General features: G+C 63.3%; 13 protein-coding genes and 1 pseudogene. 6 read left to right on the forward strand and 8 right to left on the reverse strand.

The genetic code is table 11. The features are described from left to right. The 3 genes from MOV74_RS06550 to MOV74_RS06560 form a co-directional block, all read left to right on the forward strand. Positions 1 to 381, forward strand: a 381-nt coding sequence (locus tag MOV74_RS06550; protein WP_246919131.1) for an ACT domain-containing protein, incomplete at its 5' end; no start/stop codon positions are given. An 84-nt stretch (positions 382 to 465) separates the two neighbouring features. Next, the gene (gene glpX / locus MOV74_RS06555; RefSeq protein WP_246919133.1) at positions 466 to 1,467 is read left to right on the forward strand and encodes a class II fructose-bisphosphatase; all 1,002 of its coding nucleotides are present in this window, start codon (positions 466 to 468) and stop codon (positions 1,465 to 1,467) included. Positions 1,468 to 1,613: 146 nt separating this feature from the next. Further along, on the forward strand, positions 1,614 to 2,333 hold the full coding sequence (locus MOV74_RS06560; protein ID WP_246919135.1) for a haloacid dehalogenase type II: 720 nt from the start codon (positions 1,614 to 1,616) through the stop codon (positions 2,331 to 2,333). A gap of 47 nt (positions 2,334 to 2,380) precedes the next feature. Here the strand turns inward: MOV74_RS06560 and MOV74_RS06565 are convergent, their stop codons facing one another. Beyond that, positions 2,381 to 3,280, reverse strand: a complete 900-nt coding sequence (locus MOV74_RS06565; RefSeq protein ID WP_246919137.1) for a hypothetical protein — start codon at positions 3,278 to 3,280, stop codon at positions 2,381 to 2,383. Further along, a complete protein-coding gene (locus MOV74_RS06570) occupies positions 3,265 to 5,103 on the reverse strand; it encodes a peroxidase family protein (protein WP_246919139.1) in 1,839 nt (612 codons plus the stop codon). Before MOV74_RS06570 ends, MOV74_RS06565 begins: the two co-directional genes overlap by 16 nt. A 323-nt stretch (positions 5,104 to 5,426) precedes the next feature. On the opposite strand from MOV74_RS06570, the gene MOV74_RS06575 reads away from it, so the two are divergent. From MOV74_RS06575 to MOV74_RS06585, 3 genes are all read left to right on the forward strand, one after another. After that, positions 5,427 to 6,791 (forward strand): FAD-binding protein, encoded by a 1,365-nt coding sequence (locus MOV74_RS06575; protein WP_246919196.1) that lies wholly within the window; start codon positions 5,427 to 5,429, stop codon positions 6,789 to 6,791. Between the two features lie 213 nt (positions 6,792 to 7,004). After that, positions 7,005 to 10,160 carry an adenylate/guanylate cyclase domain-containing protein gene (locus MOV74_RS06580; RefSeq protein ID WP_246919141.1) on the forward strand — a complete coding sequence of 1,052 codons (3,156 nt, stop codon included), beginning with the start codon at positions 7,005 to 7,007 and terminating at the stop codon, positions 10,158 to 10,160. A 101-nt stretch (positions 10,161 to 10,261) separates the two neighbouring features. Then, positions 10,262 to 11,155 carry a LysR family transcriptional regulator gene (locus MOV74_RS06585; RefSeq protein ID WP_246919143.1) on the forward strand — a complete coding sequence of 298 codons (894 nt, stop codon included), beginning with the start codon at positions 10,262 to 10,264 and terminating at the stop codon, positions 11,153 to 11,155. 96 nt (positions 11,156 to 11,251) lie between these two features. Here the strand turns inward: MOV74_RS06585 and MOV74_RS40785 are convergent, their stop codons facing one another. From MOV74_RS40785 to MOV74_RS06610, 6 genes and pseudogenes are all read right to left on the reverse strand, one after another. After that, a complete protein-coding gene (locus tag MOV74_RS40785; protein ID WP_256468842.1) occupies positions 11,252 to 11,377 on the reverse strand; it encodes a hypothetical protein in 126 nt (41 codons plus the stop codon). 4 nt (positions 11,378 to 11,381) lie between these two features. Next, positions 11,382 to 11,540 (reverse strand): hypothetical protein, encoded by a 159-nt coding sequence (locus MOV74_RS06590; RefSeq protein WP_246919145.1) that lies wholly within the window; start codon positions 11,538 to 11,540, stop codon positions 11,382 to 11,384. A gap of 26 nt (positions 11,541 to 11,566) precedes the next feature. Then, the gene (locus tag MOV74_RS06595) at positions 11,567 to 12,985 is read right to left on the reverse strand and encodes an OFA family MFS transporter (RefSeq protein WP_246919147.1); all 1,419 of its coding nucleotides are present in this window, start codon (positions 12,983 to 12,985) and stop codon (positions 11,567 to 11,569) included. 248 nt (positions 12,986 to 13,233) lie between these two features. After that, complete coding sequence (locus tag MOV74_RS06600; protein ID WP_246919149.1) at positions 13,234 to 14,217, reverse strand: MBL fold metallo-hydrolase; 984 nt, start codon at positions 14,215 to 14,217, stop codon at positions 13,234 to 13,236. Between the two features lie 225 nt (positions 14,218 to 14,442). Further along, positions 14,443 to 14,949: a GntR family transcriptional regulator gene (locus MOV74_RS06605; RefSeq protein ID WP_246919199.1), complete on the reverse strand. Its 507-nt coding sequence runs from the start codon at positions 14,947 to 14,949 to the stop codon at positions 14,443 to 14,445. 33 nt (positions 14,950 to 14,982) lie between these two features. Continuing rightward, a pseudogene (locus tag MOV74_RS06610) lies at positions 14,983 to 15,129 on the reverse strand (GntR family transcriptional regulator); the annotation flags it as partial. Positions 15,130 to 15,156: the final 27 nt, after the last annotated feature.

The raw sequence follows: 15,156 nt of genomic DNA on the forward strand, positions 1-15,156 counted from the left end.
GTCGCCGACATCGCCGATGTCGCGCGCGGCATCCGTGCCAATCCGTTCGGCCGGCCGATTTCGCAACTGCGCGACACCAAGAAGGCGCCGATGGAGCGGCACGAGGGCGGCTATTACATCCGGCTTCTGGCGCGCGATTTCCCCGGCACCGCGGCTGCGATCGCGACGCGGCTCGCAGAGCAGAAGATTTCGATCGAGTCGATCGTGCAGCGTCATCCCAATGGCGGCGCCGCGCCTGATAACGGCAAGGCGGTCCCCGTGCCCGTCATCCTGATCACCTACGCGACGCATGAGGATGCCGTGCGCCGCGCGCTCGCCGCCGTGCAGAAGGACAAGGTGATCAGCGGACGGCCGCAGGTGATCCGGATCGAGAAGAACTGAGGCGGTTCGTCGAACGAACCGTGGGCGTTACGAGTTAATGCGGGCAAGGAATCCTGTCCAAAACTGTTTCGAAGGAGTTAGCCGATGTCGACCCATATTGAAGTCCCCCCGCACGCCTTGCTCGAGCGCATTCTCACGCTGGAGATCGTGCGCGTGACGGAGCGGGCGGCGGTGTCGTCGGCGCGGCTGCGCGGGCACGGCAACGAGAAGGCGGCCGACCAGGCTGCGGTGGATGCGATGCGCCGCGAGCTCAACAAGCTCCCGATCGAGGGCACCATCGTGATCGGCGAGGGCGAGCGCGACGAGGCGCCGATGCTCTTCATCGGCGAGAAAGTTGGCCTGAACGCCGGCCCGCAGGTCGACATTGCGGTCGATCCGCTCGAAGGCACCACGCTGTGCGCCAAGAACATGCCGGGCTCGATTGCCACGATGGCGATGGCCGACGGCGGCACGCTGCTGCACGCCCCCGACGTCTACATGCAGAAGCTCGCGATCGGTCCGGGTTACGGCAAGGGCGTCGTCGATCTCGATGCGACACCGGCCGACAACGTCCGCCGCCTCGCCAAGGCCAAGGGTGTCCAGCCTGAGGGCATCACGGTTCTCGTGCTCGATCGTCCGCGCCATGCCAGCATCATCGAAAGCGTGCGCTCGACCGGCGCCGCCGTGCGCCTGATCACCGACGGCGACGTCGCCGGCGTGATCCATTGCGCCGATCCTGATAATACCGGCGTCGACATGTATCTCGGCACCGGCGGCGCGCCTGAAGGCGTGCTCGCGGCTGTGGCGCTGCGCTGCATCGGCGGCCAGATGCAGTGCCGCCTCATCCTCGATTCCGACGAGAAGCGCGAGCGCGCCGCCAAGATGGGCGTCAACGATCCCAAGATGATCTACGGCATCGAGGACATGGCACGCGGCGACTGCCTGTTCGCCGCCACCGGCGTCACCACGGGCTCGCTGCTCTCGGGTGTCAAATTCCGCAAGGACGGCGTGATCGAGACCGAGACGGTGGTGATGCGCTCCGTCACCGGCACCGTGCGCTACATCAAGGCCGAGCACCGCGAGCTGGCCAAGTTCCATCTGGACTAAGCGATGTAACAACAACTACCGTCATTCCGGAGCTCGCAAAGCGAGACCCGGAATCCATCGGGCCGCGGAGCCCGGTGCGAAATGGATTCCGGGCTCGCGCTCTGCGCGCCCCGGAATGATAACAAGAACAATCAGGGAAAGCGCACATGTCGGATCTCTCGGCCGTCAAAGCCCTCGTGTTCGACGTGTTCGGCACTGTGGTGGACTGGCGCACCAGTCTGATCACAGACTTCATGTGGTGGGGCAAACAGCGCGGCATCGCCGCCGACTGGACCGCTTTGGTCGACGGCTGGCGCGGCATGTACATGGCCTCGATGGACGACGTGCGCAAACATCCCGAGCGTGGCTATGTCATGCTCGATGATCTGCACCGCCGCTCGCTGGAAAAGCTGGTCGATCAATTCTCGATCAAGGGTCTCACCGAGGCCGATCTCGATCATCTCACCAAAGGCTGGCACCGCCTGCACGCCTGGCCCGACAGCGTCGCGGGCCTGACCCGGTTGAAAACAAAATTCGTGATCTCGCCGCTCTCGAACGGCAACGTCGCGCTGCTCACCAACATGGCGAAGTTCACCGGCCTGCCGTGGGATCTGATCCTGTCGGCCGAGCTGTTCGCGCATTACAAGCCCGATCCCGAGACCTATCTCGGCGCTGCGCGCCTGCTCGGCCTCAAGCCGGAAGAGGTGATGATGGTCGCCGCCCACAACGGCGATCTCGCAGCTGCGCAGAAGAACGGGCTGAAGACCGCCTTCGTGGCACGGCCGACAGAGTATGGGCCGCTTCAGAAGGTCGATTTCGAGGCGACCGGCAACTGGGATATCGTCGCGAAGGACTTTGGCGGGATCGCGGATAAGCTCGCCTGCTAATTCCATCCTGCTTTAGGGCGATTGCCGACGACGTTGCGCGGCGTTCTTCAAGCGCTTGCTGTCGCGCGCGTCCTGGCCGCCTGCCAGACGTTGCTGAGCAAGGCCGGGACAAGGCCGTGCGCGGGACACTGATTCCAGGCACCGGCAAAGAATGCGAAGCCCGGGTCGGAGGCGCGTTGCTGCCGGGCATTTTCGACCGCCAGCATGACCAGCGTGCGCGACCGCAGCCGGATCAGACCGATGAAGTCTCCGTCGCGCGCCTCGCGGACCACGCGCGCCGGCGCGCGCAGGGTGCGAAACAGCGCGTCCTTCGGCTCGATCTTCGTCAGATTGTCGCCATGGAGCGCCAGCTCGCGCATCAGCTCGATCGATTTCACGATGTTGTCCATTGCGAGCGCAGTTGCGTGCGCGCAAGCCATGTTGCCGCGCGAGGCCGCCTGGATTTGATCGAGCGCTGCCTTCAGCGCGCCGCTGCGCCTGATCCAGGCTGCACGCAGCGGCCAGGCCGACAACCAGGCCTGCAACGTGCGCGCGGCGGCGTAGGACTCCTCGCTCGCGACATAGTCAGGGAAGAACAGCCGGCCTACGGCCTGCTGTACAACGACGCCCATGCTGCGATGCGCGCGCCGGCCGCCGACGTAATTGCCGAGCTCGGTGATCTCCGGCGCGATCTGTTGCAACAGCGCATCGGTATTCGAAAGGGCGGATTCGAGCGAGGCCTGATGCGAAGCGCGCAGCGGATCATGCCGGTCGCGAAATGCCGGCCAGATGTCGCCATCGGGGCCGCGGAAAACCGCGAGCTTTGCCGCGACCGAGCGATTGAACAGGCCTCCGCGGCCGGACAGCGAGCGAGTGACCGTAGCCGCATCGTTGACGCGGAGGAGTTCGTCCGGCTTGCGGACGAGGGCGAGGCGGACAAGGCCCGGAATGGTTATGATGAGGGCCACGCCGAGCCTCGCAGCACGTTCCAGGGGGCAAAGGCGTTGTTGACGCCCTCGAGCGCCGGGCCGAGCTGCGGCACATGCCGCAGCAGCACTGATTTCATTCCGTTGTTCTGGATCCAGTCCAGACCGAAATCAGTGTAGATTTCCGCCCGGTAGTCGTCTGTGAAGAAGCGGTCGCTCTTGAGGCGCCGCGATGCCATCAGGATGAAGATGCGGAAGGCGGTATCGCTGAAGCCAAAACCGTCCGGCAGATCCTCGGCCAACAGTCCGACCATCAGATCGACGCGGTCAACGTCGCCCTTGTAGATCGCGCGCATCTTCTTTGCCGCGCCGGGAATGCTGGTGATCTCCTCGAATGTCCTGACCCGCTTCTTGCCAACCAGCTCGCGGAACCGGTTGTAGCGCGGCACGCCGCGCTCGCGGTCGCGCATGATATCGATGGCGGCCATGTCGAGCAGCGGTTGGCCGTCCTTTTCGAACTGGCGGAGGAAGTTGGGGTAATTGTGCAAGCGAATGGCGCCGGGATGTGCCGTGCCGAACGAGTACAGCAGGTCGACGAAGCCGTGCGTCTCCATGAACTTGCGGGTGGCGCGTCCCTGCATATCGACCAGCTTGCAGTGTTCAACTCCCGCAGCGCCGATCCGTCGCACATCCATGTCATCAGGGATCAGCGGGTGCAGGCGATAGACCGCGGTGAATTCCTCGGTCATTGCGTAGGGCGCGCTATGCTGATCCGTCGGGGAGCGGATGATGCCATAGGCGGCTTCGCTGTTCTTGCCGAGCACTGCTCGCAGCACCCGGCACGGTATCCCCGACCAGTTGGCGCGCATGCTGAAGTCCAGCGCAGGATGGCCGAGGATGCCCGGCGTCCATTCGATGGTGTGGATCTTGGCGATCAGGGCCGCGTTGATCAGGCGCGCGCGCTGGAATAGTTCCTCGTCATTCCAGCTCGGATACCGTGTCTTCAGGCCATCGCAGATGACATTGTGCTCACGCGCGAACAGATTGTGGAGCAGGCTGAGCCCGACCCACCAATTGTCGGAGAATCCGGTGAGATCGGCGCCCGGATGAGCTGGATCGGCGGGAAGCATTCCATCGCTGCCGACCTCGATCTTTCCGTCGACCTTGGAACGGATTTCCATCTGTCGGTCGCGATTGCTGCCGTAGATCTGTCCGGCGTCCCACCAGTGCGAATTGAAATTGCGGAATGTGGGTGTTGCGCCCAGCCATGGTTCACGCGGCGTTCGGTCGGGGACAGTCCGGCGAATCCTCATGCAGCCGTCGACCCGTTCGTCTTCGGGCCAGGTATCGCCCGGCTTCAATGGGATTTTGAACTCGTTTTCCGGCTCGGGAACCCCATGACTGAACCAATTATGCGTTTCGAACTGGATCCAGGCGGCGGCCAACAGATTGAGGCTGGTCGCGGGAATGAAGGTGTCGCGCGCCAGCAATTCCATCGAAATCACGCGCGGGCTGGGTTCGAGCAGGTCGTCTACGTTGTCCGGCGCGCATTCCGGCAGCGGGAAATTGCGTCCGAACCGGGCGCCCGCCATGCCCATGCGCGGATGGTCGAGGCTGTTGAACGAGCCATCGGCGGAGCGCCACCGCTCATTACCGGTGCTCCAGCCAGGCGGCGTCGTGCCGTAACCCGTATGGTGGAGGTTGTGCTCCCGCAACCGTTCGCGGAAAACCGAAAGATTGGCGGATCCGAGCAGCGTCGGCAGATGGTCCCATCTGACGAAGAAGTTGATGACCCGAAAGACGACATCCAGGATCGCCTGGAGCAGGCCACGATGGAAGACAAAACCATCGTTTTCGCGGGACATTGACGCTCCCAAACAACCGCGTGAAATCAATTGGGATTGCAACTATAAATGCTGCTTAATAGCACCAAAATGCCTCGCTTGCCAACGCGACGTGCTGGAAGCTGCGGTCGCCCCGTCGTACAATTTCCCCTGTCGGTTGAATGTTTGCTCGGATAGGATGCCATGCAGCCCAGGCTGCGTCAGGCGGCCCGGCTGAATTTGCGTGCGGGGCGAAGCTGCGCGGCAACGCGCTTCAACCTCGTGAAGACCAGGCCGACACCGGCGTCGGCAGGACAGAAGAGCCATCTTAAGTTGCGTGTTTCGCCGTCGAGGGGGTGACGCAGATGGGCAGTATGGTTCGCAATTACGATGGCGGGATCACAAGCTCTCCCGCGCAACTGGTGTCGCCGCGATCCGTCGAGGAGATACAATCGATCCTCAGGGATACCGAGCGCTACCCAAGCCCTGTCCGGGCCATGGGCAGTTATCATTCCTTGACGCCTTGCGCGTCCTCGGACGGCACGATCATCGACATGTCCGCGATGAGCCGCATCCTCAAGATCGACCCACATGGCATGACGTTCACGGCCGAGGCGGGCCTCCAGTTCATTGTCGCATCTCGGGCGCTACGGGCGATGAACCTCCAGTTTCTGACCAATATCGAGATCGGGAACATGACGCTGGGGGCGGCGGCCTGTTGCCACACCAAGGACGGACTGGATGGTGGCGAGTTTGGGCAGGTCGGCTCGTACATCACGGCGATCAAATGGGTGACGCCCAGCGGCGAGATGGCGGAAGCGTCGCAGGACAAAGACCCGCATCTGATGTACTTCATGCGCTCGAGTTACGGCTTGTCCGGCGTCATCTACGAAGTGACGTTTCGGATCACGCGGCTGGAGGCGATCCGCTTCAGCTATTTGCCGCGCCCGATCGCAGAACTGACCGAGAAGGAAGTGGACGGGATCATCGATGCGTCGCGAGGTCTGATCTGCTGGACGGTCGGTCGAAAGGCGCACTTCCAGACGCGACATCCCATCGACAGGATCGGTCCGTTAGGGACGTTGTTCGCCGCCAGCCGCCGCACCCTCTGGAATTATGCGGAAGCCCGCGTCGGCAGGTTCATCGACAGCAGCATTCCAACCAAGGCTCTCAGGGATGCCACACTCGACACATGGTTCGTCGGCAACAGGCTGCTGATGTCGTTCCTGCACCTGGTCGGCGGCGCGACCTTGTACAATCCCGACAAGACGATCGACTACAGCGAGACGGCGCCATCGGCGCGTTATGCATTCACATTCTGGACATTCCCGCGCGGTGAGTGGCTGAACGTGCTGCGCGATTATGTGGACTTCAGCGAGAAGTATTTTAAAGAGCACGACTTCCGCTGCAATATGGCGCTTGGTTCCTACTTCATCCGGAAGGACGAGCATTCGTTGCTGTCCTACTCGCATGACGGAGATGTTTTTTCGGTCGATCCCATTCACGCCTATACGGACAGGCCGGCGTGGGACGGGTTTTTGAAGGAGTTCAACGAGTTTGCGTCCAAGAGGAATGGCATTCCTCTGCTGAACCAGAGTCCGTTCATCACAAAGCACCATGTCACGGCGGCGTATGGGGCGAGATGGACGGAGTTCTCTGAGCAAGTCAGACGCCAGGATCCGCACGGGCGCATGTTGAATCCGTTCTTTGCGGATTTGCTTAGCCCGTGAGGATCGGCTCGAAGCCGAGGACGGGAGTGAACGTGCCGACAAGCCCGATCTGGGCTGATGCTGCGCCCGGCGGGATCGAGACAGTGCGGCTGACGGATGGTCGCCGAAAGCGTTGTGGACTTGTTTGGGAAGAATGGCGCAGTCTTGTCGCCCCCGGGAAAAGGTAGGGCGACAGCTCGAAACGCCGAAAATGTCGTAATTCCGGAGTGGGTGATGGACGATCCTCACGACAGAGCAACCGAACGCCGTCAGCTGACGGTCTTGTTCTGCGACGTCGTTGATTCAACGGGCCTCTCCGAGCGCTGCGACACCGAGGACTTGCGCGAGATATTGTTGGAATTTCAGGCGATCAGCTCGCAGTGCATCGCGAACGCTGGCGGCAGTGTCGTCAACTACATCGGCGACGGCATTCGTGCCGAGTTCGGTTATCCCCTCGCATCGGAAAACGAGGCCGAGAGCGCGGTACGCTGCGGTCTGCTGTTGTTGCGGGCAATTCGGGAGTTGAGCGAGCGAGCGATCGCGGCGATCCGGGAACCGCTTCGCGTTCGGATCGGCGTGCATACGGGAGTAGCGGTGATCGGCAGGGCGGGGCCGGGTCATGTGCACGATGCGACCGAGATCGTCGGCGATACACCCAACATCGCATTCCGGTTGCTGGAAATGGGCGAGCCCGGTTCGCTCGTGATCAGTGGTGAGACAAAGCGCCTGCTGCGAGGCAGATTCGCCTTGCAGCCGCTAGGCATGCGTTCGCTCAAGGGTCTGTCGCGGAAGGTCGAGGTCTTTCTCGTCGCAGGCGAGACGTCGGAAGACGGTGTCGGCCACCGCGCCCGCCATCGCAATGCCTCGCGCCTCGTCGGCAGGGTCACCGAATTGGGCCAGTTGCTGCAGGCCTGGGAGCTGGCGAAGACCGGGCAGGGGCGTACGGTGGAGATCACCGGGGAGCCCGGCATCGGCAAATCGCGCCTGGCACTGGAGCTGATCGAAAGGGCGGCTTTGCCGGACGACCTGATCCTGGCGATCCAGGCCTCCGGCCCGCATCAGAACACGCCGCTATACCCGATCATCAGAGCGCTTGAGCAGCGCATCGGCATTGGCAGGGATGACGACGCCGAGGTGAACTTGGCGCGTCTGCGTGATTTCATGGCCGCAACGTCCGGCGGCGACGAGGAGCAGTTGACACTGATCGGTCAGATGCTCGGTTTGCCGGTGCCGGCGGCGTCAGGTCCGACAACAATCCCCGACGCGCATGAGCAGCGTCGGAAGACGCGCGATGCGGCGGTGCGGCTGTTGATCTCGCTGACGCGCGGCGAGGCCAGCCTGATCCTGGTCGAGGATTTTCACTGGACGGATCCGTCGACGATCGAGATTGTCGAGCGCATTGCCGGCCAGATCGGTGGCACGCGGAACCTGCTGGTGGTCACCAGCCGGGCGTCTGTCATCGGTAACGTGTCGCCGATGATCCTGCGCATCGTGCTTCAACGTCTCGACGACGAGCACTGCCGCGATCTTGCAGGATCGGTCGTACGCGACAAGCAACTGCCAAGCCAGTTGCTCCAGCAGATTGTCGCGCGATCGGACGGTGTGCCGCTGTTCGTCGAAGAGTTGGCGGCGGCTGCCCTGGAGACCGGACAGGTCGATCCCGGCGTCAGAAGGGCTGGCGCGAGCGGACCTTCAGAGGTGCCATCGGCGCTCTACGACTCCCTGATGCTGCGTCTGGAGCGGCTCGGCAATGCAAAGGCGGTCGCGCAGCTCGCGTCGGTGATTGGCCGAAGCTTTTCGCATCGGCTTCTTGCCGCCGTTGCCGGCGAGCTTCACGACGCCCTCGATCCCGCCCTCGAGCGACTGCGAGCGTCTGGACTGATCGGGCTTGAGCGCGATGACGATGAAAAGGTCTACTCCTTCAAGCATGTCCTGGTCCGGGACGTCGCCTATTATTCGCTTCTCAAACGCCAGAGGCGGGAGCTTCACGACCGCGTGGCTGAGGAGATCGAGCTCCATCTTCCGGAGGTTGCCACCACCGAACCCGGCTATCTCGCGCAGCATCTGTCCGAGGCCGGACGCACCTCCCGAGCGGCACAGATGTGGCTTAGAGCGGCCCAGCAGGCAGCAGAACGTTCGGCAAATCTGGAGGCGATTGCCGAACTCAACATGGCGCTGGAGGAGATCAGGAGGCTTCCAGCAGGGCTTGAACGGGACAATCTGGAGCTGAACGCCCAGATCGCGCTGATCGGACCGACGATCGCGGTCCAGGGATTTGGCGCCGACGCGGTCGCCGATGTGAGCAGCCGTGCGATCGAGCTCTGCCGTGCCCTCGATAACGATCCGCGCATCTTTCCGGCGCTGTACGCCAGATGGTCTTACCTGCGCGTGGCAAGCAACGTCCGGGAGGCGGGCACGCTGGCGCGAGACTTTCTGACGCTCGCCGAGCAAAAGGGAACGAGGGCCGATCGGATGGTCGGTCATCGGTTGCTCGGCACGTCGTTGCTCGACGGGGAGACCGAGCAGGCGTGCGTCCATCTCGATCGGGCGGCCAAGCTCTACGATGCTGCCGCCGACCGCGCGACGGCCGTGATCTACGGCACCGACGTGCAGATCACGAGCCTGTCCAACCTGTGCATTTGCTGCTGGCTGGTCGGCCGAGTGAGCGAGGCGATCGCGCACGGCCAGGAGGCACTCGGCCATGCCCAGCAATTGGCGCATGCCCATACCCTTGGTTATGCCTACGCGCATGCCTGCATGCTCCACACGCTGGAGCGGGATGTGCAGACGGTCCGGGCGCTCGCGCAACGCACGCTCGATGGGGCGATCAGACGGGAGCTGCCGCTCTGGGTCTCGGTGGCGCGGACGTTTCTCGGTTGGGCCGACCTCGAAAGCGGCCGCCTCGCGGAGGGCATCGATGTGCTCGAGAAGCAGCGTGATTTCCTGCAGACGGCGCACCTCGTCTACTGGCTGCCCACCTATCTTTGCTGGCTGGCCGAGGCCTATCTCCGCGTCGACAGGATGGCGGATGCCCGACGTTGCCTCGATCAGGCGCGCAACGTCTTCGGGCGGGGCGGCAATTACTGGTACGAGGTCGAGTGCCTGCGTATCGAAGGGCGGTTTGCTTCGCATGCGCAAATCAACGACACCATGCTCGCGGAGCAGAATTTCGAGCTGGCCCTGGCGCTCGCCCACCGGCGTGGCCAGCGAGGATTTGGCTTGCGTGCCGCCGAAGGGCTGGCGAGCCTGCTCGCCGTCAGAGGCCAGACTGACCGCGCTCGCACGCTGCTGCAGCAGGAATTGCAGCTATTCGCGGGTCAACCAGAGCGCGGCGATCGTGCGGATGCCAAGAGGCTGTTGCGCGATCTCGAGGACCGCTCGCGCGTTTGACGGCTCAGATCCGGGATCGAGCCGGTATCCCCCATTTTCCAATTTGACATCCCTGTAGAGACTGCCTTTCATATCGATAATTTCGATTTGTGGGGACGCCGGTGGACACCGAGCTCGCGCGTACATTCCTGACCGTGGTCGCGACGGGGAATTTCATCACGGCCGCCGAGCGCCTTCACGTCAGCCAGTCCACAGTCAGCACGCGGATTCACTCGCTCGAAGAGCTGCTTGGCTGCACGCTGTTCGTTCGCAACAAGGCCGGCGCGGCGCTGACGGCGGCGGGCCGTCAGTTTCAGCGTCACGCTTCGACACTTGTTCGCACCGTCGAACAGGCCCGACACGACGTCGGAATCCCCAAGGGATTCAGCGGCGCGCTCGTCGTCGGCGGCCGTATCGGTTTGTGGGAGGAATTTCTGCTGCTCTGGGTGCCGCGCATGCAGGAGGTCAATCCGCATATCTCCATCCGCGCGGAAAGCGCGCTGGAGCCGGAGTTGATGCAAGGGCTGGTCGAAGGCCGCATCGACATCGGCGTGATGTACACGCCGCAAAGCCGCCCGGGCCTCAAGGTCGAGTTGCTGATCGAGGAGCAGCTTGTGCTGGTCTCGACCAACCCCAAAAGCGATCCGGAGCCGCAGGATGGTTACGTCTATGTCGACTGGGGGCCGGAATTCTATGCCCGCCACAGCGCCGTCTTTCCCAATTTCGCGGGGTCCGCGCTGACGGCAAACATCGGCTGGCTCGGCCTTGAGCACGTGCTCGCCAATGGCGGCTCCGGCTACTTCGCGCACCGCATCGTCGAGCCGCTGCTCAAGGCTCGGCGCCTGCATCTGGTGGCGGGGGCGCCGAAATTCTCGATGCCGGCCTATGTCGTCCACTCAGTCGACCAGCCCGATGATCACGTGCAGAGCGCGGTCGCGATCATGCGCGACCTCGCCGCCGAGCAGACCCGCCGCATGATGGAAACGCCGGCGCGTGCCACACGCAAGCGTCGCTGACGAGCTGTTCGAAGCTACCCGCGTCTGTCGCTGATCAACCGCCGCGCGTTGCCAGCAGCGTTGCGTGCCTGTCCGTGGGGCGCATCGGCCTCTTGCCTATTGAAACAGCTTCATGGCGTTGAGCAGGGTCTGGATGACACCTGCGAGCAGGGGGACGCCCGCAAAGCTCCAGGCCAGCGCCAATTGCAGCGGTGTGGTCCTCGCCGTCTGAGCGTTCTGCATGATATCATGCCCCCGAGGGGTTGTTGCCGGCCGCGACCGCCGCCGCGATCTCGCTGGCGCGATATGCCGGCTTGATCGCCGCCATGGTCCGGGACAGCCGATAGGCGACCCAGTTCAGCAGCAGCTGGGAGAACGATGCCTCGCTTCGCGGTGTCGTCGTCATGGTTGCTCCTTTTTGCTCGCCGCGCCTCAAGCGCGCGCCGGTTCGAGACCTGCCTTGTCGTCGTCTGTCATGTGATGGCGCTTGTCGACGGCGCGGACGCAGAGATTGGCGAGGAAACCGACCACGAGCAGTCCGGCCATGATGTACATGGTGGTGTTGTAGGCCTGGGCCTTCGGCACGCCATGGGTGACGTTGTATTCGCGGATGTAGTTGATCAGCACCGGCCCGGCGATGCCGGCCATCGACCATGCCGTGAGCAGGATGCCGTGGATGGCCCCGACATAACGCGTGCCGAACATGTCGCGCAGATAGGCCGGCACCGTGGAAAAGCCGCCGCCATACATGCTGACGATGATCAGGAAGCACAGCACGAACAGCACGACATTGCCGCTTGCGCCGGCATAAGGCACGGTCACGTAAAGCGCGAAGCCGAGCACCATGTAGACGAAATAGGTGTTCTTCCGTCCGATGAAGTCGGACAATGAGGCCCAGCTGAAGCGTCCGCCCATGTTGAAGAGACTCATCAGCCCGACGAGACCCGCGGCCGCGACCGCGGTGATGTGTCCCGGGAACATCTCCTGGCTCATCGCCGAAGCCTGGCCGAGTACGCCGATGCCCGCGGTGGTGTTGCAGAATAACACGAGCCAGATCAGCCAGAACTGCGGCGTCTTGATCGCCTGATAGACGAACACGTCGTTCTTCGTCATCAGCTTGGTGGCGGTTGCCGGCGGCACGTAGCCTTCCGGCTTCCAGCCCGGCGCCGGCACCCGGACGATAGCCGAGCCGACCATCATGAAGACGAAGTAGACGCAGCCTAGCGTGATGAAGGCGCCGAAGACGCCGACGTCGGTCGCGCTGGCGAACCTGCTCATCAGCCAGACGGAGAAGGGGGAGGCGATCAGCGCGCCGCCGCCGAAGCCCATGATCGCCATGCCGGTCGCCATGCCCGGCCGATCGGGAAACCATTTCATCAGCGTCGAGACCGGCGAAATGTAGCCGATGCCGAGCGCGCAGCCTCCGATCACGCCGTAGCCAAAATAGATGATCCAGAGACTGTGGAGATGGACGCCGAGCGCCGAGATCAAAAAGGCACTCGCCCAGGCGACGCCGGCGGTGAACATCGCACGCCGCGGACCGCCTTCCTCGACCCAGCGTCCGAACACTGCAGCCGACAACCCCAGGAAGACCATCGCGATGGAAAAGATCCAGCCGAGTTCCGTGAGCTTCCAGTCACCCGGAACTGATTGGGTGATGCCGATCAGCTTGGTCATCGGCAGGTTGAAGACGCTGAAAGCGTAGGCCTGCCCGATACACAGATGCACGCAGAGCGCCGCAGGCGGCACCATCCACCTGCTGTACCCGGGCCTTGCAACCGTGTGCTCGCGATCGAGGAACGACAGCAGGGAGCGTGAGGGCAGCCCCGATGCATCGAGCGTGGTCGTCATCGAAAATCCTCCTGGCGCGTCGCCCTTCTGGGCGCAGCCGTCCGGCTGCGGGCGATCGCGTCCTCAAGCTACGCAGGAGAATGGTTTTGACAAACGAATAATATCGACTGTTATTATCTGAGTTATCGATATATCGGCGCGGAGATACGCGGAGCCGGTTGCAAGCAAAAGGTCCGGACAGCGCGCGCTGTCCGGACCTGGTGAGGCGAGCGATTGGGCCGACCTGCCTTGGTCGGCCACCTTGCGAACTACAATGTCATCTGCATCGGTTCGGGATAGTAGCGGAAGCCGTCGCCCGCCTTGGCGACGTGGCCGTAGCCCGGCCAGGCGAAGTGATAGGACATCACCGGGATCTTGTTTGCCGCGAGCATCGTCAGGAGCTTGACGCGCGACTCGGCCGCCTGCTTCGGATCCGTGTCGTAGGAGAACTCCATCCGCGGCCGCTCCAGCAACAGCACCGAATGGTGCGAGAGGTCGCCGAGGAAGGCGAAGGATTTGCCCGCCGACGAAACCGTGAAGATGGTGTGGCCGACGGTGTGGCCGGGCGCCGCCAACGCCTGCACGCCTGGAAGAAATTCCTGGCCGTCCTTGAAGAACACGATGCGGTCGCGGACCGGGAGCAGGTTCTTGCGAGCGTGGACGACAAAGTCCTTGACCGTGCTGCCGAGCTTGCCTTCGTCGGTCCAGAAGTCGAAATCGGTCTGGGAGATGTAGATCTGCGCGTTCGGAAACAGCGGCTTGCCGCCTTCATCCACGATGCCCCCGATATGGTCGATATGGGCATGCGAGCAGACCACGGCGTCGATGTCCCCCGGCTTGATGCCGGCCTCGGCCATGCTCTTCTGTTGTCGCCCGGTGGTGGCGCCAAACATCTTCGATGAGCCCATGCCGGTATCGAACAGGATGAGCTTGTCGCCGGTATTGACGATCGGCGAATTCTGCTCGAGCACGACATTGTCCGGCGACAGGAAATTGTCGGCCAGCATCTTCTTGACCTCTTCCTTGGGAACGCCGGTGAAGGTCCCGGAGGGGTCGCCGAGCGGCAACGGTCCGTCGGATATGACGGTCACCTCGGCATCGCCGAGAACGAAGCGGTGCCAGTAGGGCGTCTGGGTGCCGAGCTTGGGAGCCCGCGCCAACGCGCTGCTGCCGAGCATGGCACTGGCGCCAAGGCTAGCACCAAGGCCCGCCCCAAGTGCGAGCAGGGACCGACGAGAGACATCGATTGTCATGCGTTTCTCCGCTTTTGTCATTTGTTTCGCGCAATTGTTCGCGCGTTGGGACCGGCCCGATCGGCCACACGGCCGCAGGTCGGCAGAAAAGTATGCTGCGCCGGCCGCGACAAGCTAGCAAGTGGAATTAGTACGCAGATTCACGCGGAGCGAGAACGAGCTGCGGTGCGGGAAAGCCACGCGTGGAGGCGCCCTCCGCCAAACCAGGGCGACACGAATTGAGCCTTACGCAATTCCCAGCGTGAGGTCGTTTCCTTCCGTCTCGGCAAAGCCCGCCTGCAGCACCTCTTCGCGCTTGTGGCGCAGATGCGCACGCAGGATGTGCGAGAGGCCGGCGCCGTCGCGCCTCTGAAGCGCGTTCAGGATTGCCTCATGCTCCTTCACGGCGAGCGCCCAGCGCTGCGGCGTCATCGGCGTGACGTAGCGCGCCCGCCGGATGCGCGCGGTCACGGAGGTGTACACCCCCGCGAGCACGGGGTTTCCGGCTGCGTTGACGATGGCTTCGTGAATGGCGCGGTTGCCGCGATAATACTGGATCAGGTCGCCCGCGCGATAATGCTGAACCATGTCCGCATGCGCGGCGGCGATTGCGTCGATCTCGGTGTCCGTGATGCGCTCGCAGGCGAGCTCGCCGGCGAGGGCCTCCAGGCCCTGGCAGACCTCGAACAGGTCGCGCATGTCCTTGTCAGTCAGTTTTGCCGCGCGTGAGCCGCGATGCGGCAGCAGCTGCACGAGACCTTCCGCAGCCAGCACCTTGAGCGCTTCGCGCAGCGGCGTGCGCGAAATCTCGAGCCGCTCGCACAGCTCACGCTCGGGAATTCGGGCGCCCGGCGGGATTTCGCCGTCGAGCAGGATGGCGCGGATGCGTCCGACGACGTCTTCATGAAGCATGGGTCTGAGCTCAATTTGCATTCAAAAATGAACTTACAAGCGGATATT

The organism is Bradyrhizobium sp. SHOUNA76 (genome assembly GCF_023006445.1).
GTDB lineage: Bacteria > Pseudomonadota > Alphaproteobacteria > Rhizobiales > Xanthobacteraceae > Bradyrhizobium.